Here is a 19,462-nt window from a genome sequence, read left to right as displayed (position 1 = left end):
CAGATGCCTGCAAGTCTGAGAACCCCGCCACAAAATTTCAGACCGTTCCTACAACTTCTAATCTCACCAGCAAACCGGTTCCGACAGGGGAACACCCCCAGACAGTCAGGTCGGCTATTAGGCCGCCTCGGGATGCTGTTGCGTTGCACGCCCCCTCGAGAGGCCGAGTGGAGGTTCTGCGCAGTGGGCAACCCGGCATGGATGCCGGGTTAGCCGCCCCCGGCCATGGATGGCCGATGGCGGCGGGCCCACGGAGCAGGACCGGAGCGAGGGCATGCCGAGCCATAGCGAGGCACCGAACGTCAGGGGCAAGAGCCCTTGGTTACTTGGGGCTTTTCCAAGTGACTCGCTGTAAGAGCGAAACCATAGGCGGCCGTTACCGCAGAAATGGATATGTACACCGCCTTCCCCCCGTCGCCTGACACAAAGCCTTCGCGAGCAGGCTCGCTCCCACAGGGACCATGCCCACGCTAAAAATGCAGTGACGTCCAAACCTGTGAAAGCCGCACAAAAAAGCCGACATCTCTGTCGGCTTAATTGTCGTAGGTCACTGCTTCGCCGGTTCCACCGGTTTCGGTGCCGGGTCTTCGAAGATGTTCAATCGCTCGCGAAGCTCATGGGCCGGCAGCGGTTGTTTATCCGCCGGCAATGCATTCGGATCAACCGGCGTGGCCGGCACTTCGCCCGGACCGCCCTGCCCTTGCGTTGGCGCAGGTGCCGGTTCAGCGCCTTGCGAACCTTCGATGGCGCGCTGGGCTTTTTTGGTCAGCACCACGATGTCGATCCGGCGGTTGACCGGGTTGAACGGGTTATCGCGGTCGAACAGCGCCGACGAGGCGTAACCGACCACCCGCGCCACTTGCTGATCCGGATAGCTGCCGGCGACCAGCGCGCGGCGGGCGGCGTTGGCACGGTTGGCCGAGAGTTCCCAGTTGCCGAAATCGCCGGTGCCCGAGTACGGTTTGGCATCGGTATGGCCGCTGATGCTGATCTTGTTCGGCACCGCTTTGATGGTGTCGGCCATGGCCAGCAGGATATCTTCGAAATACGGTTTCAGGCGTGCACTGCCGGAATCGAACATCGGCCGGTTTTCCGCGTCCATGATCTGGATGCGCAAGCCGTCCTGAGTGATCTCGAACAGGATCTGGTCCTTGAATTTCTGCAGCTGCGGGTTTTCATCGACCTTGTTCTGCAACTCTTGCAGCAACAGTTCCAGGCGTTCTTTCTCGACCTGTTCGGCCATGCCTTCGACCTGCTCGGTGTCGACGGTGACACGGTCGGGCTGCGGCTGAGACTTCACCTCTGGGTTGAGGGTGCTCTCCGGCGCCAGGGTCGGGGAACCACCCAGATCGATGATGTACGGTGTGCCACTTTCGGTGAAGCCGACCGGGTCCTTGAAATAACCGGCGATGGCAATCTTCTGTTCCGGCGTGGCGGTGGACAGCAGCCACAGCACCAGGAAGAACGCCATCATCGCCGTCGCGAAGTCAGCGAAGGCGATTTTCCAGGAGCCCCCGTGATGCCCGGCCGCGTATTTTTTTACGCGCTTGATGATTATCGGCTGGTTATTTTCCATGACTTAGCGACCGCGAACCGCTTGTTCCAGCTCAGCGAAGCTAGGACGGTGCGCCGGGTACAGAACCTTGCGGCCGAATTCCACCGCCAGCGATGGCGGCATGCCGGAAGCCGAAGCCACCAGCGAGGCCTTGATGGCTTCGTAGACGTTCAGCTCTTCCTTGGCATCGTGGGCCAGGGCATGGGCCAGCGGGCCAAAGAAACCGTAGGCGGCGAGAATACCGAAGAAGGTACCCACCAGTGCGGCACCCACGTGCAGGCCGATCATTTTCTGGTCGCTTTCACCCAGGGAGGCCATGGTCACCACGATACCCAATACGGCCGCGACGATACCGAAACCGGGCATGGCGTCGGCGATGCCGTTTACCGCATGGGAAGGATGATCCAGATCTTCCTTGAGGCTGGTCAGCTCCATGTCGAACAGGCCTTCGAGCTCGTGGGGAGCCATGTTGCCGGAGGACATGATGCGCAGGTAATCGCAGATGTACGCGGTCATGCGCTCATCTTTCAGGACCGCCGGGTACTTGGCGAAGATCGGGCTCGCGGCGGCGTCTTCGATGTCGCCTTCGATCGCCATCATGCCTTCGCGGCGGCTCTTGTTGAGGATCTCGTAGATCAGGCCCAGCACTTCCAGATAGAACGTGTGGTTGAACCGCGAACTGAACATTCCCAGGGCTTTCTTGAGAACGAGTTTGAACATGTGACCTGGGTTGGCCTGCAGGAATGCACCGAGGGCCGCACCACCGATAATCATCACCTCGAAAGGTTGAATCAGGGCGGCAATCTTGCCGTGGGAGAGCACGTATCCGCCGAGCACGCTCGCGAATACGACGATGATGCCGATTATTTTAGCCATAGGTAGGAGAGCACTTACTGAGTCGGGTTCAAGGTCATATTCGGAAGTTAAAAAATCTCTTCTTCTACTTATCGGCAAAACTGCGCCAGACTATAGCCAGTTCAAGCGAAAAGCTAATTTAGCCCTCTCTGGGCATAGGTAATGCAGACGATGATCACGTCCAACCATGGCTAACGAAACGAACCTCACAACCCCAAAACCGACCACGCTTGAAGGCTGGGTAAAGCTTCTCGATGGCGTGCGCCTGCCGGTTCCGCAAGACAGTCATGACCGTGTCTGCAAGGCCCTCGCCGATAACCGCAGCTCGCTTCGCAACATCGCCGAATTGTTGCAGGACAGCCCGGCCCTGGCCTTGAGTGTGATTCGCGAAGCCAACCGCCATACCCATGGCAGCATGACCGAACCGGCGGAAAACCTTGAGGTGGCGATCAATCGCCTCGGGTTGAAACGCACCGAAGAATTGCTCGCCCGGCTGCCTGCCGAACCCCAATCACAGATACCCGTGGCGCTGCGTCAGCTGCAGCTGATCAGCCAGCATGCAACCCAACAGGCCAACGGCTTTTTCGCCGGTCGCCTGGCGCGGCTCTGGCAGGACATCCATTGGGGCAGCCTGTTGTTTCTCTCGCCGCTGTGGCCGATGGCGTTGACTCATCCGCAATTGCTCGAAGAGTGGGAGCTGCGGGTCATTCATAAAGGCGAGTCAGCGCGCAAAGTCGAAAAGGATCTGTTCGGCGTTCGCCTGCTGGACATCTGCCAGGCGCTGGTGGATGTCTGGCGCCTGCCGATCTGGGTGCAGCAAGGTTATCGACTGCTGCTCAACGAGCAGCGCGAACTGGTGAAAGTCCTGCGCATTGCCCGCGACAGCGAGCACCCTCTGCGCCAGCAAAACCGCCTCGATGACGATCCGACCCTGCGTCGCTGGCTCAATCAGCCCGCCAATACCGTGCTGCTGGCCAACGGGCTGGCACTGTCGGCGCAACAGGCCTGGGACAGTCCGCACAGTGAGCGCTGGCAATACCTGACCAGCCTTTACCTGCAAATGCCGATGAGTGACGTGCAGCAGCAATTGCACCAACAGGCTGCCAACAGCGCACGCCAACATGCAATGCCGGACATCTGGCACCCCGCCGTCTCGCTGATCTGGCCATCGGGCATGAACCGCATTCACGCCGGGTTGCTGCCCGCTCCGGCGCCAACCACCGAAGACCTGACAGCGTGGCGCAAACAATGTGCCGAACTGCTGGTCGAGCCGAGCCGCTTCACCAATGCGATGCACTTGACCACCTCGGCCCGGGACGCGCTGGTCGCCTGCGGCATGCGGCGAGTGATGATTTTGATGGCCGACCGCACCCACGCCAATTTGCGAGCGCATCAAACCGCCGGACTGGCGAAGGAAGCGGCGGGGTTGAACCTGGTGGTCAGTCAAAGCACTGTGCTGCAACGGTTGCTCTCGCAACAGGCCCAGGTGCGACTGACCCCGGCCAACAACGCCCAGTTCTCGGCCTTGTTACCTGCCAGCCTGCGCGCGCAGTTTCGTGGTGAACACTTGCTGCTGCGCTCACTGGTCAATAATGGTCGGGTGATCATGGTTGTTGTAGCGGATCAGGGCGGCGGGCCCTTTTCGGAAATTACCGTGCAAGCCTTTGGCAAAACCGCGCAGTGCATTGAAAAGGCACTCCACAGCTTTAGCCAGCGCGGCCAATAAGGCTGCGCTACAATCCTCCCCTTTGTGCTCTGGAGACCTCACATGTCTGACTTCTCTGGCTTGGCGCTGGTCATCGAGCCGAGCGACTTGCTCCCTCGCCTTGAGTCCCGCGAACTGATTCTGGTGGACCTGACCAGCAGCGCCCGCTATGCCGAAGGGCATATTCCCGGTGCACGCTTTGTCGACCCCAAGCGTACGCAACTCGGTCAGGCGCCTGCGCCAGGGCTGATGCCGCCGCAAGCGGCACTCGAAACGTTGTTCGGCGAGTTGGGCCACAACCCCGATGCGGTCTATGTGGTGTATGACGACGAAGGCGGCGGCTGGGCCGGGCGTTTCATCTGGCTGCTGGATGTCATCGGCCATAAAAAATACCACTACATCGACGGTGGCCTGACGTCCTGGCTGGCTGAAGGCATGCCCATGTCGATCCAGATCCCGGCGCCCGTTGGCGGCCCGGTTGCGTTGACCCTGCACGACGAACCGACCGCCACCCGCGAATACCTGCAAAGCCGTCTCGGCGCCGCTGACCTGGCGATCTGGGACGCGCGTGGCCCGCTGGAATACTCCGGTGAGAAAGTCCTGGCAGCCAAGGCCGGGCACATTCCCGGCGCGGTGAATTTCGAATGGACGGCCGGCATGGATCAGGCGCGCAACCTGCGCATCCGCACGGACATGCCGCAGATCCTCGAACAACTCGGTATCACCCAAGACAAAGAAATCATTACCCACTGCCAGACTCACCATCGCTCTGGCTTCACTTATCTGGTGGCCAAATCCCTCGGTTATCCGCGGGTCAAAGGCTACGCCGGTTCCTGGGGCGAATGGGGCAACCACCCCGACACGCCCGTAGAGATTTAAGGTTTTTAAGGACAGTTAATGAATAAGCGTCTGTTTATCCTCAGCCAATACCTGCTGCCTCATCACTTGCTCTCGCGACTGGCCGGCTGCATTGCCGAATGCCGCGTGCGCTGGTTCAAGAACGCCTTTACCGCCTGGTTCGCCAAGCGCTATCAGGTGGACATGTCCCAGGCGCTGGTCGAAGACCTGACGGCTTACGAGCACTTCAACGCGTTCTTCACCCGCGCATTGAAAGAAGGCGCTCGCCCGCTCGATGAAACCCCGGGCGCGATCCTCAGCCCGGCCGACGGCGCAGTCAGCCAGCTCGGCCCGATCGAACACGGTCGCGTGTTCCAGGCCAAGGGCCACAGCTTCAGCGTCCTGGAATTGCTGGGCGGTGACGCGGCCAACGCCGCACCGTTCATGGGCGGCGACTTCGCGACGATTTACCTGTCGCCGAAAGACTACCACCGCGTACACATGCCGCTGGCCGGCACCCTGCGCGAGATGGTCTACATCCCGGGCCGGATTTTCTCGGTCAACCAGACCACCGCCGAAAACGTGCCGGAACTGTTCGCTCGCAACGAGCGTGTGGCGTGCATTTTCGACACCGAGCGCGGGCCGATGGCCGTGGTGCTGGTGGGCGCGATGATCGTGGCGTCGATCGAAACCGTGTGGGCCGGGCTGGTGACGCCGCCGAAACGCGAGCTGAAAACCTTCCGTTACGACGAAGCCGCCCGCGCGCCGATCCATCTGGAAAAAGGTGCGGAACTGGGTCGCTTCAAGCTGGGTTCGACCGCTGTCGTGCTGTTCGGGCCGGACCAGGTGAAATGGGCTGAAGGCCTCGGTGCACTGTCGCCGGTGCAAATGGGCCAGGCGCTGGGCCTGCCAAACGCCTGATCTGGCTAATCCGCCCCGTCGAACGTCTTCGTGGGGCGGACATTTCGGTAGCGCCGTTACTCTATCTGCCCACGAAAGCCGATCGGCCCTTCGTTGGCGTAGGTATTGGTGCCACTGAGGTTTTTCCCTCCATCATTGGAGGTGACGCTCAACGCGACAACGTTCTGATTATCACGGCCGCCGATGACCCACTTGCCACCCGGATGCCATGGAGCGTCGTTGCCGCCCCACTGATTTTCCACGTTGTACTGGTTCTGGCCCGTGCGCTGAGCCTTGAAGCCAATGGGACCTTCACCCGCGTAAGTCATGGTGCCGGTGAAGCTCTTCCCGCCATCGCCCGATTTGATCTCGATCGCGACCACGTTCTGGTTGTCCCGCGCACCTAACGTCCAGTCTCCGCCCGGATGCCAGGGTGCCGAACTACCGCCCCATTGATTTGCCACTACGTATCTAGACATGAACCTCATCTCCTTGAAGTTACAAGAGACCTGCCCTGCACAGGCAGCAGGCCGTACGACCGTGCGTATCCAGTCGCACGTGTGTCAGATTAGTAGTACGCACGAGCGGGACGAGGCTGACAGACAAACGGTCGACATCCGTAGGTGCTACAGTCAGGTCATTCACTGCCCATTTCCCGGCTGGAGTTTTCCACGGCATGAATGAGACCAGTCCTCACCTGCTGCTACGTGCGCCGATCCCGACGCAGCTGCGCCTGACATTCTGTGAGCCGACGCCACGCGACCTCAAGCGCTGGATCGCCAACCTGCCCAAAGCCAACATCGGCGAAACCGCCCGCCTGCTCTACCAGGGCTTGAGCGAACTCAACCAACTGCTCACCCCCAGCGACAATCGCCTGCAACTGCTCGAACTGCTGCGACCCGAGGTGTATTACGTCTGCAAACACCTGGAACGGCATTTCCTGCATCAGGCGATTGTGCTCGACGAGCGTTCGCGCAAGATCGCCAACCTCTGCCAGGCCCTGCAAAGTCACTTGGCGATTGGCTACAAACAGATCGTCGTACGCATCACCCCGCGCTTCAGCAAGGATCGAGCATCGCTGCTGGCTCTAGCGCTGCAGCGGGCGATCCATTGCCTCAACGGCCCGCTGATTCGCTCGACCCAGCTGTATTGCCCGGTGCCGGAAGGCCTGTGGCTGGAGCTGCATCAGCTGTATCGGATCGCCTGCGCGCACAAACTCCAGCACTTGAGCCTGCGCGATGAACTGGCCAACCAGACGCAAACCCTCAGCATCGAACAGACGTACGTGACCGCCCTGCTGCTGGGCGCCGCCCGCTGCAATCAATTGCGCCAGAACCAGATCGCCCGGCTCGCCGAGGTACTGGAACCCTGGAGCCGATGGATCAAGTTGCAACCCGGCCAACCCGCAGATGGATTGTTTGCCGTCGCGCCGGACCTCGATACCGGTCCGCGCTATCGTTCGAAGTTCAGGGCCGAGCAGCAGGACTGTTTGCTGGGGATTGATCCGCAGCCACTGGTCGCCGCCATCGAAGCGCATTTGCAAGGCACTGTCGGCACACCCCCGCTGCCCGTGCCGTCCGGGCTCAGCCTGGATACGCTGCAACACCTGCATGCCGCCTGGGGCCAGGCGGCCGAGCGCAGTTTTCAACGCACCGTCGGCCACGGCACCTTGACCCTGTGCGTGGGCATGAGCGCGCTGCACTTCTATTTGGGTGGGGAACGTTCGTTCAGCGATATTCTGAAAAACCCTGGCACCCGGCTCGCGAAGTTCTCCTCCTCGTCCCCGGCGGGACGGGCAAGCGATCAATGGAGTCAGGCATTCGACGCGGCGCCTCACGGCACGGCCGATGCCTTGCTGCCCTACGAAGAAATTGAATACCCGCACCTTCAGAACGACGACAGCCAAGAGGCGGCTGATAGCAATCGGCATTTTCCGACGTACGCGTTGCCGGTCATCAATCACAGCCCCGGCGGTTATTGCCTGGCGTGGCCCAACACGGTGCCCGCCGAGTTGCAGGCGGGCGAGATGGTCGGCATCCAGGATTCTGTCAATCTGGGCTGGAGTATTGCGGTGGTGCGCTGGATTCGTCAGGTAAGAGGCGGCGGTACGCAAATGGGTATCGAACAGGTCGCGCCGTACGCGGAGCCTTGCGGGCTGCAACTGGTGCGAACGCGGGACGACCACAGTCAGTATTTGCGCGGCCTGTTGCTGCCGGAAATCAGCGCCATCGACCTGCCCGCTACGTTGCTCGCCCCGCGCCTGCCCTTTCAGGAAGGCAACAAAGTGCTGATCAACACCAACGGCCAGGAACGCCGCGCCGGGCTGGATCGGCGGGTGGCGAGCACCAACAGTTTCAATCAATTTGCTTATCGCTCGCTGGAGAGCAGAAACGACAACACCGCGGGAAGCGGCGTTGAGGAGGATTTTGATTCGTTGTGGAAGTCGCTTTGAGGATGAATCCAATAACTGTGGCGAGGGAGCTTGCTCCCGTATGGACTGCGTAGCAGTCCTTTTTTTGGGGCCGCTTCGCAGCCCAGCGGGAGCAAGCTCCCTCGCCACAAGGGCCCAGTCAGGCTTCAGAGCTGCCCGTCACGATCCCGAAAGCCCAGCAGATACAGCACGCCATCCAGCCCGAGGGTGGAAATCGCCTGCTTCGCCGATTGCTTCACCAACGGTTTGGCCCGGAACGCCACGCCCAACCCGGCAATCGCCAGCATCGGCAAATCGTTGGCACCGTCACCGACCGCAATGGTCTGCTCCAGGCGCAAACCTTCCTTGTGCGCCAATTCCTTCAGCAGATCCGCCTTGCGTTGCGCATCGACAATCGGCTCGACCGCCACGCCAGTGACCTTGCCGTCGACCACTTCCAGTTCGTTGGCAAACACGTAATCGATACCCAGTTTGGCCTGCAATTGCTTGGCGAAGTAGGTGAAGCCGCCCGACAGGATCGCGGTCTTGTAGCCCAGGCGCTTGAGCTCGGCGAACAGGGTTTCAGCGCCCTCAGTCAGACGCAACGAAGCACCGATCGAGTCCAGCACGCTGACGTCCAGCCCCTTGAGCAAGGCCAGGCGTTCCTTGAAGCTCGCGCGAAAATCCAGTTCCCCAGCCATTGCTCGCTCGGTGATTTCCGACACCTGATCGCCCACGCCGGCCGCCTTGGCCAGTTCGTCGATCACTTCGGCTTCGATCAGCGTCGAGTCCATGTCGAATACCGCCAAGCGACGGTTACGGCGGAACAGCGAATCTTCCTGGAAGGCGATGTCGACGTTCAGTTCCTGGGCGACGCTGAGGAATTCGGCCCGCAACGCTTGCGGATCAGCCGCTTCGCCGCGCACGGAAAACTCGATGCAGCCCTTGCCCTTGTCGGCCGGGGTGTCCAATGGCATGCGCCCGGACAAACGATCGATGTGATCGATGTTCAGGCCATATTTTGCGGTAATGGAGCTCACGGCCTGCAATTGCCCGGCGGTCACTTTGCGGGTCAATAGCGTCACGATGTGGCGCTTTTTGCCTTGGTTGCCCACCCACTGCTGGTAATCCTCTTCGGAAACCGGGGTGAACCGCACTTGTTGATCGAGCTCGTAACCCTTGAACAGGATGTCCTTGAGCACCGACTTGCCTTGCTCGGTATCAGGAATTTCAACCAGGATGCCGAACGACAAGGTGTCGTGGATCACCGCCTGACCGATGTCGAGAATGTTCACACCACCCTGGGCCAGAACGCCGGTAATGGCCGCAGTCAGACCCGGTCGGTCGACTCCCGTGATGTTTATCAGGACGATTTCGCGCAAGGCGCACCCCCGCAAGTGGAAAAAAACCGCATTCTACCCACTTTCAGTGACCATCGGGCACCGTGAGCGCTTTGCCGGTCTAGGGCCTGTCGCTATACTGCGCGTCAACTTCACGGACAAAAGAGCCGAGCTCAAGTGAACCGGCCCACGCCAGTAAAAACCGATAACTTCTTTCTGCTGATCTTCCGTGCACTGCGCCACCGCCGTGTACCGATTGCATTGCGCATCGCCAGCCATAACGTGATCCTGGTCGCTCTGGCCCTGGTGATCTACGCCTGTGTGATGGGTTTGCAGTTCAAGCAGGCCATGCACGAGCAGGCCGATGCGCTGGGCGAAAGCCTGACCACGCAGACCGCCACCTCCGCCACGGAGCTGTTGGTGTCCAACGACATCCTCAGCCTCAACGTGTTGCTCAACAACCTGACCAAAAACAAGCTGGTGGCCCATGCCGCCATCTACAGCGTGGATAACCGCATCCTCGCCGAAGCCGGTCAACGCCCCAAGCACAGTCTGTTGGGCGAAGCCGAGGGCATGTACCAGAGCAAGATCACCTTCCAGGACGTGACCGCCGGGCAACTGCGCATCAGTCTGGACATGGATCAGTTCCAGCAGCCGATGACCATCAGCCTGCAAAGCATGGGCATTTTGAGTGCAATCCTGCTAGCCCTGTCCCTGGCCTTGAGCCTGCGCCTGGGTCGGCACATCTCCACGCCGCTGCTGCAACTGCGGGTGTGGCTGCGCAATATCGACGAATACACCCCGGCCACCGAGCGCCAGGACGAGATCGGCGACCTGGCCCGTCAGCTGCACGCCAACTTCGCGCCGGAGCCGGCCGAACCGGAACCTGTGCCGGAGCCGGAATACGACGAAAGCGACTACGAAGACGCCGACGACAACGAGCCGACCTTCGAAGTGCGCAACCTGCGGGATCCGAGTTTCGATGAAAGCAAGCCAGTGGCCGGCCTCAAGCCTGCACCGCGGCGCAGTGTCAGCACCGTTGAAGACGACGATGACGATGATGCGTTTGCCGACTTGCGCGATGAATCGGCCGACGTTGCGCCTAAACCGGTCGCAAAACCGGTGATCTCGAGCGTGCCACAACACAGCGCCGTCCTGGCCGTGCAACTGGGCGCTCAGGATCAGCTGCGTCGCCTGCCTCGCACCCGCCTGGAAGAATTGCTGAAACGCTATCGCGATTGCCTCGATCAGGCGGCTTCGCTCTATCAGAGCGAACTGCACACCCTGAACGATGGCAGCACGCTGATGCTGTTCCACACCGAAGACAGCGGCGACGATTACCTGACTAACGCGATCTGCTGCGGTGAGTTGCTGCGAGCCTTGGGCCATCAGTTGCAGATCGAAGTCGCGGACAGCGGCATCACTCTGCAATTGCAGCTGGGCCTGACGCTGGGCGACGAGTTGTTCGGTCTGAGCCAGATCGACCTGCTGCTGACCGAAGCCGCTCAGGATGCCTTAGCCCTTTCGCAACACAGCCGCAACCTGCTGCTGGTGGAGCGCAAGATCAGTGACGACGCGCTGATCCGTCAGCGTGCACGGATTCGCCCGATTGCGAGTCCTGAGGGCGCGTGTTGTGTGGAGCGGTTGATGGAGCCTTATCCGTCGATGCTGGAGCGGCAACTGGCGCGGATGCATGAGCGTCGGGCGTAAGCCTTAGCCCTTGATGTAAAGAGAAGCCCGCAGATGATCACTCGTCTGCGGGCTTTTTTGTTGCTGTTCCGGCCTCTTCGCGGGCAAGCCCGCGAAGAGGCCATCAGCAGCACCAGAGATCTCCAACCTCCAGAAACAACAAAACCCGCATCACGGCGGGCTTTGTGTTGAATCAATCCAGGCTTAGAACCTGAACACTTCCATATCGGTCCGGATCGGCGAAGCCATCGGGATTTTCGGCTGCTTCTCTTGCTCGGCCGCGGGTGCAACAGGCTTCGGAGCAGGCTTCTTCGGCGCTTCTGCAATCGGCGGCTGATTAGCCAGCGGCTTGAGCGCCACCGACAACTGCTCGGCCAGACGCTGGAGCAAAACGCCCTGAGCCTGAACCTGTGCGGCCGTGCCGCCTGCATGCTGTTCCTGCAGGTGAATGATGCGGTTATCGCGAACTTGACCACGACGATCGATCAGACGCCATTGCGCATCGAGGATCGCCGGCTGCGATTCGCCCGAGTCCAGGCGAGTAATCGTCAGCAGCACCTGAACATCCGGTGTGAAGCCCAATGTTGCCGGTGCCAGCACCACGCGCTGGCTGTCCAGATGGCCCGCTACCTGACGCAGCAACAGCTGATCGATGTCGGAAGACAGGCTCCCCGCCCAACGACCGTCCGTCGATGCTTGAAGGCTGCCATCGGGCTGGCGCTGCAACAGGGTTTCGCGCTGCAGGTAATCCGCAACCGTTACCGGGCCCAGCAAAACCGCCATACCCGCACTTTGCGCAGGCTGAGCCGGACTTCCGCTGTCCAGCTGATACAGCGACACCGGTTGGTGAACGCTGCAACCCGCCAGGCCAAGAACGCCGGCGAGCATCAAAATAAAAGGAAGGCGCAGAGCAGTCATCGTCCCATCCAGGTGGTTGCCACAAGGCTCACCACAGTGAAAATACTCAATAAATATGAAGAACGCTCGGCCACGCCGGCGCTTGAAAGGCCATATCATCCGTGAATATGCGTTCCGACTCCAGCGCCAAAGCGTCGATCTACGCGTTAAATCGTAGATCGAGCGCTCTAGGACGCTTAATTGAGGTTTTCGACGAGCAGCGCATCGACCCGCTGGAAGCCGCGTGGCAGTTTGTTACCACGACGCCCACGCTCACCTTTGTAGTGTTCGAGGTCGTCCGCTTTCAGCGACAACGTACGTTTTCCGGCCTGAAGCACCAAGGTGGCGCCATCCGGCAGTACGGCGATGTCCGTGACATATTCTTCGCGACTGGCCACACGCTCACCGTTGATCCCGATGATCTTGTTGCCTTTGCCCTTACCTAATTGTGGCAGATCACTGATCTTGAAGATCAGCAGGCGACCTTCGGTGGTCACCGAGGCCAGCCAGTTATTCTCGCGATCCGTTACCGGACGCGGAAGGATGACCTTCGAGTTGTTCGGCAAGCTCAACAGCGCCTTGCCGGCCTTGTTCTTGGCTTGCAGGTCTTCACCCTTGACCACGAAGCCGTAACCGGCGTCGGAGGCGATCACGTACAGCGAATCGTCTTCCGGCATCAGCACGCATTCAAAAGTCGCCCCTGGCGGCGGCGTAAGACGGCCGGTCAACGGCTCGCCCTGGCCACGGGCCGATGGCAACGTGTGCGCGGCCACCGAATAACTGCGACCGGTGGAGTCGATAAACACCGCAAACTGGTTTGAACGACCCGGCGCCAGCGCCTTGAATCCGTCCCCGGCCTTGTAGGAAAGCCCGGTGGCGTCGATCTCGTGGCCTTTGGCGGAACGGACCCAACCTTTTTCCGACAGCACGACGGTGACTTTCTCGTTCGGCAGCAGATCGTGCTCGGTCAAGGCCTTGGCTTCGGTGCGCTCGACGATTGGCGAGCGACGGTCGTCGCCATAGGTCTCGGCGTCCTTGATCAGCTCGGTGCGCACCAGTTTTTTCAGCTTGGCTTCGCTGCCCAGCAGGGCTTGCAGCTTGGCTTGTTCCTTGAGCAGTTCATCCTGCTCGGTGCGCAGCTTCATTTCTTCCAGTCGCGCCAACTGACGCAAACGGGTGTCGAGGATGTAGTCGGCCTGGATTTCGCTCAGGGCGAAACGCTCGATCAGCGCGGCTTTCGGGTGCTCCTCGGTGCGGATGATGTGGATCACTTCATCCAGGTTGAGGTAGGCAATCAACAAACCGTCCAACAGGTGCAAGCGACGCTCGACCTTGTCGAGGCGAAATTGCAGACGACGACGTACGGTCTGAACCCGGAATTCCAGCCACTCGACCAGCAGCGCACGCAGGTTTTTCAGCTGGGGCTTGCCGTCAAGACCAATGATGTTGATGTTGACCCGGTAGCTCGACTCCAGCTCGGTGCTGGCGAACAGGTGCTGCATCAGCGCATCGTGGTCGAAGTTCTTCCGCGCGCCCGGAATGATCACGATCCTGCACGGGTTCTCGTGGTCGGACTCGTCGCGCAGGTCAGCGATCTGCGGAGCCTTGGACGGTTTGGCCTGCATCATCGCGGCGATCTGTTCCAGCACCTTGGCACCGGACACCTGATGCGGCAGCGCGGTGACGATGATGTCGCCGTCTTCGATGTGGTACACGGCACGCATGCGCACCGAACCCTTGCCGGTTTCGTACATTTTCAGCAGATCGGCGCGGGGGGTGATGATTTCCGCTTCGGTCGGGTAATCCGGGCCCTGGATGTGTTCGCAGAGCTGTTCGACCGTGGCTTTCGGTTCATCCAGCAAACGCACACACGCCGTCGCGACTTCGCGCAGGTTGTGCGGCGGTACGTCGGTAGCCATGCCCACGGCGATGCCGGTGGTGCCGTTGAGCAGGATGTTCGGCAAACGTGCAGGTAACACGAGCGGTTCGTCGAGGGTGCCGTCGAAGTTCGGGCCCCAGTCCGCGGTGCCCTGCCCCAGTTCGCTGAGCAGCACCTCGGAATAACGCGACAGCCGCGCTTCGGTGTAACGCATGGCGGCGAAGGACTTGGGATCGTCCGGCGCACCCCAGTTACCCTGGCCGTCGACCAGCGTGTAGCGGTAGCTGAACGGCTGGGCCATCAGGACCATGGCTTCGTAGCACGCCGAGTCGCCGTGCGGGTGGAACTTACCGAGCACGTCACCGACGGTACGCGCCGATTTCTTGTGCTTGGAATCGGCGTCCAGCCCCAACTCGCTCATCGCATAGATGATGCGCCGCTGTACCGGTTTCAGGCCGTCGCCGATATGCGGCAAGGCACGGTCCATGATCACGTACATGGAGTAGTTGAGGTAGGCATTTTCGGTGAAGTCAGCCAATGACCGGCGTTCTACACCGTCCAGGCTGAGATCAAGGGAGTCGCTCATGCGGGCCTCATCGGTTCGTTGTCTGGCGCAGCAGCATGGTGCCACCGCGCTGGGTAAATTCAAGTTTGTTCAGCGCGCTCATACCGAGCAGCACTTGCTTGCCATCCAGGCCTGGCACGACGATGGCGCGCACATCACGCAGCACAATGTCGCCCAGTTGCAGCCGGTCGACGCGGGTTCGATAACCCTCGGTGCGACCGTTGGCGGTGCTCAGGGTCACCCCGAAGCCTTTTTCCAGTTTCAGCCGTTCGGCCATGTCCGCCGGGATGGCCACATCGGTTGCCCCGGTATCGAGCATGAAATCCACCGGCTGGCCGTTGATCTGGCCGCTGGCGACGAAGTGCCCCTGGGTGTTGCTGGCCAGTTTCACTTCAATAAAACCGTCGCCCTGTTCCGAGCTGACGACCACATTGGGATTTTGCTGCCGATCTTCCCACTGCCCGAAAAACCGTGTCGCCAGAAACAGCGCCGCGCACCAGGCCAGCACCATGAACACCCGTCCGGCGCGCTTTCCCGGCGTTTGCTGGCTCACGGCTTGGCACTCCAGCCACCTTCAGGCGCGGCGAAGCGCCAGACCACCGGGCGAACCTCGCCATCGGCGCGTGCATCGTTGTTGTTGTCGGTGCCGACCCAGGCACCCTCGGCATCGACAATCAACGCTTCAGTCAGGCCAAACGGATTTTGATAGCGCCGGTGTTCCTGCAAGGCTTCATCGGCAAACGACCAGCAGCGCTCGACCTTGGCCGTCACCGGGTCGCGGCGGCAGATCTGGTAAGCGTTGCGCTCAAGGGTAAACAGCTTGCCGTTGAACAGCGATACATCGGCGAAGTCCCGAGTAACGGCTTTGGCCCGTGGAAACTGTGCCGGCTGCATTTCTTTCCCCGCCTCGCTCAGCAGCACGCAGCCACCGTCGCAATCCCACACCGTCTGTTTGCGCTTGATCAGCAGCAAGCCACGGCTTTGGCGCTCGGCGGCGAGCCACATTTGATCGCCCGCCGGATTGATTGCCAGGCCCTCAAAGAGTCCATTGAATTGCAACAGCATGCCGCTGGCCCGCGCTTCGCGAACCAGCATGGGCGAGATTTTCAGCCAGGACGAAGGCCCAACAGGCGGCACTTGCAGGACCGCTGCATGGGACTCGCTGACGATGTAGCGATTACCGGCGCTGTCGCAGGTGATGCCTTCAAAGTCCAGGTCGCCGCCCCGTACAAACGCCGCGACCCAGGCCCGGGAGCGCAAGCCCCAGGGCAAACCGCTGTCCGGCACCGGAGGAACGCCGATGCCCACGGTTTCGGCCTGCCAGACCGTGTCGCGGGTATCGAGGCGGTAGATCTGATCATCATCGCGATCGGAGATCGTCCACAGGTCCTTGCCGCACTGGGCCAGCCCCGACAGGTTGCCGCCGCGCATGCCGTCGACGGGATGCTCGGACAACAGGCGCAACTCCGGTGCCGGTTCGGCAAGCGCCGAAACGGAGGTCAGGAGTAACGCACACGCCAGGGCAAAGCCAACCCGCATCAGCCAAGGACCTCGGCGAGGTTGCCTTTGGATTCCAGCCAGGATTTGCGGTCACCGGCGCGTTTCTTCGCCAGCAGCATGTCCATCATTTCCGAGGTTGCTTCGAAATCGTCCAGCGTCAACTGCACCAGACGCCGAGTGTTCGGGTCCATGGTGGTTTCGCGCAGCTGCGGCGGGTTCATTTCACCCAGGCCTTTGAATCGGGTGACCTGCGGCTTACCGCGTTTCTTCTCGGCCACCAGGCGATCGAGAATGCCATCGCGCTCGGCTTCGTCCAGGGCGTAGTAAATCTCTTTGCCCAGGTCGATGCGGTACAGCGGCGGCATCGCGACGTAGACGTGACCGGCATCCACCAGCGGACGGAAATGCTGGACGAACAAAGCGCAGAGCAAGGTGGCGATGTGCAGACCGTCGGAGTCGGCGTCGGCGAGGATGCAGATTTTTCCGTAGCGCAGCTGGCTCATGTCCGCCGCGCCCGGATCGACACCGATGGCCACGGCGATGTTGTGCACTTCCTGGCTGGCCAGCACTTCGCTGCCGTCGACTTCCCAGGTGTTCAGGATCTTGCCGCGCAACGGCAGGATTGCCTGGAATTCTTTGTCCCGTGCTTGTTTGGCAGAACCGCCGGCGGAATCACCTTCCACCAGGAACAGCTCGGAACGCATCGGGTCTTGCCCGGCGCAGTCGGCGAGTTTGCCCGGCAATGCCGGCCCGGCGGTGATGCGTTTGCGCTCGACCTTCTTGCTGGCCTTCAGGCGACGACCGGCGTTGTTGATCGCCAGTTCCGCCAGCAGCATGCCGGTTTCCGGGTGAGCGTTGAGCCACAGGCTGAACGCGTCCTTGACCACGCCGGACACGAAGGCCGCTGCTTCGCGGGACGACAGACGCTCTTTGGTCTGGCCGGAGAACTGCGGCTCCTGCATTTTCATCGACAGGACAAAGGCGATGCGTTCCCAGACGTCTTCCGGCGCCAGCTTCACGCCGCGAGGCAGCAGGCTGCGGAATTCGCAGAATTCGCGCATGGCGTCGAGCAAGCCCTGGCGCAAGCCGTTGACGTGAGTACCGCCCTGGGCCGTCGGGATCAGGTTGACGTAGCTTTCCTGCACGCTGTCACCACCTTCCGGCAACCACAGCAGCGCCCAGTCGACCGCTTCCTTGTTACCGGCCAGGCTGCCGCAGAACGGCTCGTCCGGCAGGCGTTCGAATTCGCTGACCGCGTCCACCAGGTAGGAGCGCAGGCCATCTTCGTAATGCCATTCGACTTTCTCGCCGGTGGCCTTGTCTTCAAAACTGACCAGCAGCCCCGGGCACAGAACGGCCTTGGCCTTGAGCACGTGCTTGAGGCGGCTGATGGAGAATTTCGGCGAATCGAAGTATTTCGGGTCCGGCGCGAAGAACACGCTGGTGCCGGTGTTGCGCTTGCCAACTGTGCCGATCACTTCCAGGTCGGTTTTCTTGTAACCGTCACCGAACGTCATCTGGTATTCGTTGCCGTCACGCTTTACGCGCACCCGGACTTCGGTCGACAAGGCGTTGACCACCGAAATACCCACCCCGTGCAGACCGCCGGAGAACTGGTAGTTCTTGTTGGAAAACTTGCCACCCGCATGAAGCTTGGTGAGGATCAGCTCGACGCCCGACACACCCTCTTCCGGGTGAATGTCCACCGGCATGCCACGGCCGTCATCGCTGACTTCCAAGGAGTGATCGGCGTGCAGGATGACCTGCACCGACGTCGCGTGCCCGGCCAAGGCTTCGTCGACGCTGTTGTCGATGACTTCCTGGGCGAGGTGGTTCGGCCGACTGGTGTCGGTGTACATGCCGGGGCGTTTACGCACCGGGTCGAGGCCCGAGAGGACTTCGATGGCGTCTGCGTTATAAGAGCTAGCGCTGGGAGTGGCCATGGGGTCTCGTCGTCCGCCTGTATAAAAAGTGTTCTGTGAAAAAGAGGCGAGCATTCACAGTGCTGTGAAATCGATCGCCTGGTACAAATCTGCGCCGATACCGGCAAAACTCAGCATTGCCGGCAGTTGTGCGGCAAAACCCTGGAAACTATGGTCGCCGCCGGCCTGGATACGCAAGGCACAGGCGCGGTAATACTGCTGGGCGAGGCGATAGTCCAGCGTTTCATCGCCGGTCTGCAACCACACCTGATACCGCTGCGGATCCCGGGGCGCCGGCACTTCCAGCTCGGCCAGGGCCGTCACATGGTCGTGGGTCAATTCCCAGGCCTCATCGGTATACAGGTTTTTCTGCGTCCCCAGATACCCGTCGAACATCCGGTGCGGACTGACGGCAGGGTTGATCAACAGGGCCTTGAGGCCATGGCGCTCGGCCAAGTGAGTCGCATAGTAGCCGCCGAGTGAGCTGCCGACCAGCAGTGGCCGCCCCAGCTCCTCAATCGCCTTGTCCAGCTGACCGATGGCCTCGCGCGGATGGTGATGCAGGGCCGGGACACGCAATTGATCGCTCAAGCCCAGCCGCTCCATCACTTGCATCAACTGCGTGGCCTTTTTAGACGCCGGCGCGCTGTTAAAACCGTGGATATAAAGGATCGAACCGGACATTTGAACTCCCTGTGCGTCGGGTAAAGAAGGCGGAGTTTACAGGGAGTCGGGGGGATCGGGGATATAGGCAGGAATCAGGTTGCCCGAACGAGCGCCATCGCGAGCAAGCTCGCTCCCACAGGGTAAACGAGTTGTCCAGACGGACGCGGCCCAATGTGGGAGCGAGCTTGCTCGCGATGAACGATAACGCGGTCTATCTGAAAAAATTACGCCGGATCGACATTATCCAGCGCCCGATTCACCGCCAGTTCGGCCAGCATGACCAACTGCTGAATCGCCATCGCCGCATGCCGGTCAGGCCCAAGCAGGCGCGCCGCAAAATCGCTGGCCATGACACTCGCCGAAGCCAGTGACTCACAGGAATGGGCCAATAGGCTTTCCGTGTCCATGTCGGGGACGATCATGTACATCGTGCTGGGTTTGCGGGCGGGGGGATTGGGGGTTGGTTTGAACATGGTAGTACTCCAGAGGAAGAGTGGAGCCACTTGCAAATTACCGCGAAGCAATTTGGGTGGCAGCTGTACGCAGGTTCGCGGACCGATCCTCTGGCAACTCGGCATACCCGAAGGTATCCCGCGCACAGCCGCCATGACACGAAACGACAGTCAGCCGAAAGCGCTGTCGTTAGGCGGGGGCGATTATGCCTGAGAAAACGGGCCGCGAAGCCCGATCGCTGAATGTGTCAGCGACAGGGAAAAGGCTAGTGAAGCCACGTCTGACGGGC

At 60.9% G+C, this 19,462-nt stretch carries 15 protein-coding genes and 1 pseudogene; 5 read left to right on the top strand and 11 right to left on the bottom strand.

Annotated features, from left to right (window positions below):
- Positions 1-547 precede the first annotated feature (547 nt).
- Both motB and motA read right to left on the bottom strand, forming a co-directional pair.
- The gene (gene motB, locus DJ564_RS03610) at positions 548-1,576 is read right to left on the bottom strand and encodes a flagellar motor protein MotB (RefSeq protein WP_109627693.1); all 1,029 of its coding nucleotides are present in this window, start codon (positions 1,574-1,576) and stop codon (positions 548-550) included.
- 3 nt (positions 1,577-1,579) lie between these two features.
- Positions 1,580-2,431, bottom strand: a complete 852-nt coding sequence (motA, locus tag DJ564_RS03605) for a flagellar motor stator protein MotA (RefSeq protein ID WP_109627692.1) — start codon at positions 2,429-2,431, stop codon at positions 1,580-1,582.
- 166 nt (positions 2,432-2,597) lie between these two features.
- Here motA and DJ564_RS03600 point away from each other — a divergent pair, with 166 nt between their 5' ends.
- Genes DJ564_RS03600 through asd form a run of 3 tightly spaced genes read left to right on the top strand, consistent with a single transcriptional unit; the run spans position 2,598 to position 5,873 of the window.
- Positions 2,598-4,136 carry an HDOD domain-containing protein gene (locus tag DJ564_RS03600; RefSeq protein WP_109627691.1) on the top strand — a complete coding sequence of 513 codons (1,539 nt, stop codon included), beginning with the start codon at positions 2,598-2,600 and terminating at the stop codon, positions 4,134-4,136.
- Positions 4,137-4,178: 42 nt separating this feature from the next.
- Positions 4,179-4,994, top strand: coding sequence for a rhodanese-like domain-containing protein (locus tag DJ564_RS03595; RefSeq protein ID WP_109627690.1), 816 nt, complete (start codon positions 4,179-4,181; stop codon positions 4,992-4,994).
- Between the two features lie 18 nt (positions 4,995-5,012).
- Complete coding sequence (gene asd, locus DJ564_RS03590) at positions 5,013-5,873, top strand: archaetidylserine decarboxylase (RefSeq protein WP_109627689.1); 861 nt, start codon at positions 5,013-5,015, stop codon at positions 5,871-5,873.
- Between the two features lie 56 nt (positions 5,874-5,929).
- On the opposite strand, the gene DJ564_RS03585 is transcribed toward asd, so the two are convergent.
- A complete protein-coding gene (locus DJ564_RS03585) occupies positions 5,930-6,331 on the bottom strand; it encodes a lectin OAA (protein WP_094469425.1) in 402 nt (133 codons plus the stop codon).
- Between the two features lie 197 nt (positions 6,332-6,528).
- Between DJ564_RS03585 and DJ564_RS03580 the strand changes: the two genes are divergently transcribed.
- On the top strand, positions 6,529-8,304 hold the full coding sequence (locus DJ564_RS03580; protein ID WP_109627688.1) for a molecular chaperone: 1,776 nt from the start codon (positions 6,529-6,531) through the stop codon (positions 8,302-8,304).
- Between the two features lie 125 nt (positions 8,305-8,429).
- Here DJ564_RS03580 and serB read toward each other — a convergent pair whose 3' ends face one another.
- The gene (gene serB / locus DJ564_RS03575; RefSeq protein WP_054053330.1) at positions 8,430-9,644 is read right to left on the bottom strand and encodes a phosphoserine phosphatase SerB; all 1,215 of its coding nucleotides are present in this window, start codon (positions 9,642-9,644) and stop codon (positions 8,430-8,432) included.
- Between the two features lie 135 nt (positions 9,645-9,779).
- On the opposite strand from serB, the gene DJ564_RS03570 reads away from it, so the two are divergent.
- Entirely contained in the window at positions 9,780-11,312 is a 1,533-nt protein-coding gene (locus tag DJ564_RS03570; RefSeq protein ID WP_109627687.1) for an AhpA/YtjB family protein, read from the top strand.
- 183 nt (positions 11,313-11,495) lie between these two features.
- On the opposite strand, the gene DJ564_RS03565 is transcribed toward DJ564_RS03570, so the two are convergent.
- The 7 genes and pseudogenes from DJ564_RS03565 to DJ564_RS03535 form a co-directional block, all read right to left on the bottom strand.
- Positions 11,496-12,209, bottom strand: coding sequence for a membrane integrity-associated transporter subunit PqiC (locus tag DJ564_RS03565; RefSeq protein ID WP_109627686.1), 714 nt, complete (start codon positions 12,207-12,209; stop codon positions 11,496-11,498).
- Between the two features lie 176 nt (positions 12,210-12,385).
- On the bottom strand, positions 12,386-14,653 hold the full coding sequence (gene parC / locus DJ564_RS03560) for a DNA topoisomerase IV subunit A (RefSeq protein WP_109627685.1): 2,268 nt from the start codon (positions 14,651-14,653) through the stop codon (positions 12,386-12,388).
- A 7-nt stretch (positions 14,654-14,660) separates the two neighbouring features.
- Complete coding sequence (locus tag DJ564_RS03555) at positions 14,661-15,185, bottom strand: TIGR02281 family clan AA aspartic protease (protein WP_109627684.1); 525 nt, start codon at positions 15,183-15,185, stop codon at positions 14,661-14,663.
- Positions 15,182-16,171: an esterase-like activity of phytase family protein gene (locus DJ564_RS03550; protein ID WP_109627683.1), complete on the bottom strand. Its 990-nt coding sequence runs from the start codon at positions 16,169-16,171 to the stop codon at positions 15,182-15,184. Before DJ564_RS03550 ends, DJ564_RS03555 begins: the two co-directional genes overlap by 4 nt.
- The gene (gene parE / locus DJ564_RS03545) at positions 16,171-18,075 is read right to left on the bottom strand and encodes a DNA topoisomerase IV subunit B (protein WP_109627682.1); all 1,905 of its coding nucleotides are present in this window, start codon (positions 18,073-18,075) and stop codon (positions 16,171-16,173) included. Before parE ends, DJ564_RS03550 begins: the two co-directional genes overlap by 1 nt.
- Before the next feature lie 54 nt (positions 18,076-18,129).
- Entirely contained in the window at positions 18,130-18,738 is a 609-nt protein-coding gene (locus DJ564_RS03540) for a YqiA/YcfP family alpha/beta fold hydrolase (protein WP_109627681.1), read from the bottom strand.
- A 206-nt stretch (positions 18,739-18,944) separates the two neighbouring features.
- Positions 18,945-19,163: pseudogene (locus tag DJ564_RS03535) on the bottom strand (DUF6124 family protein); the annotation flags it as partial.
- Positions 19,164-19,462: the final 299 nt, after the last annotated feature.

It is taken from the genome of Pseudomonas sp. 31-12 (assembly GCF_003151075.1).
Lineage (GTDB): Bacteria > Pseudomonadota > Gammaproteobacteria > Pseudomonadales > Pseudomonadaceae > Aquipseudomonas.
Note: the sequence above shows the minus strand (reverse complement) of the source record. Positions and strands in the feature narration are given on the sequence as shown.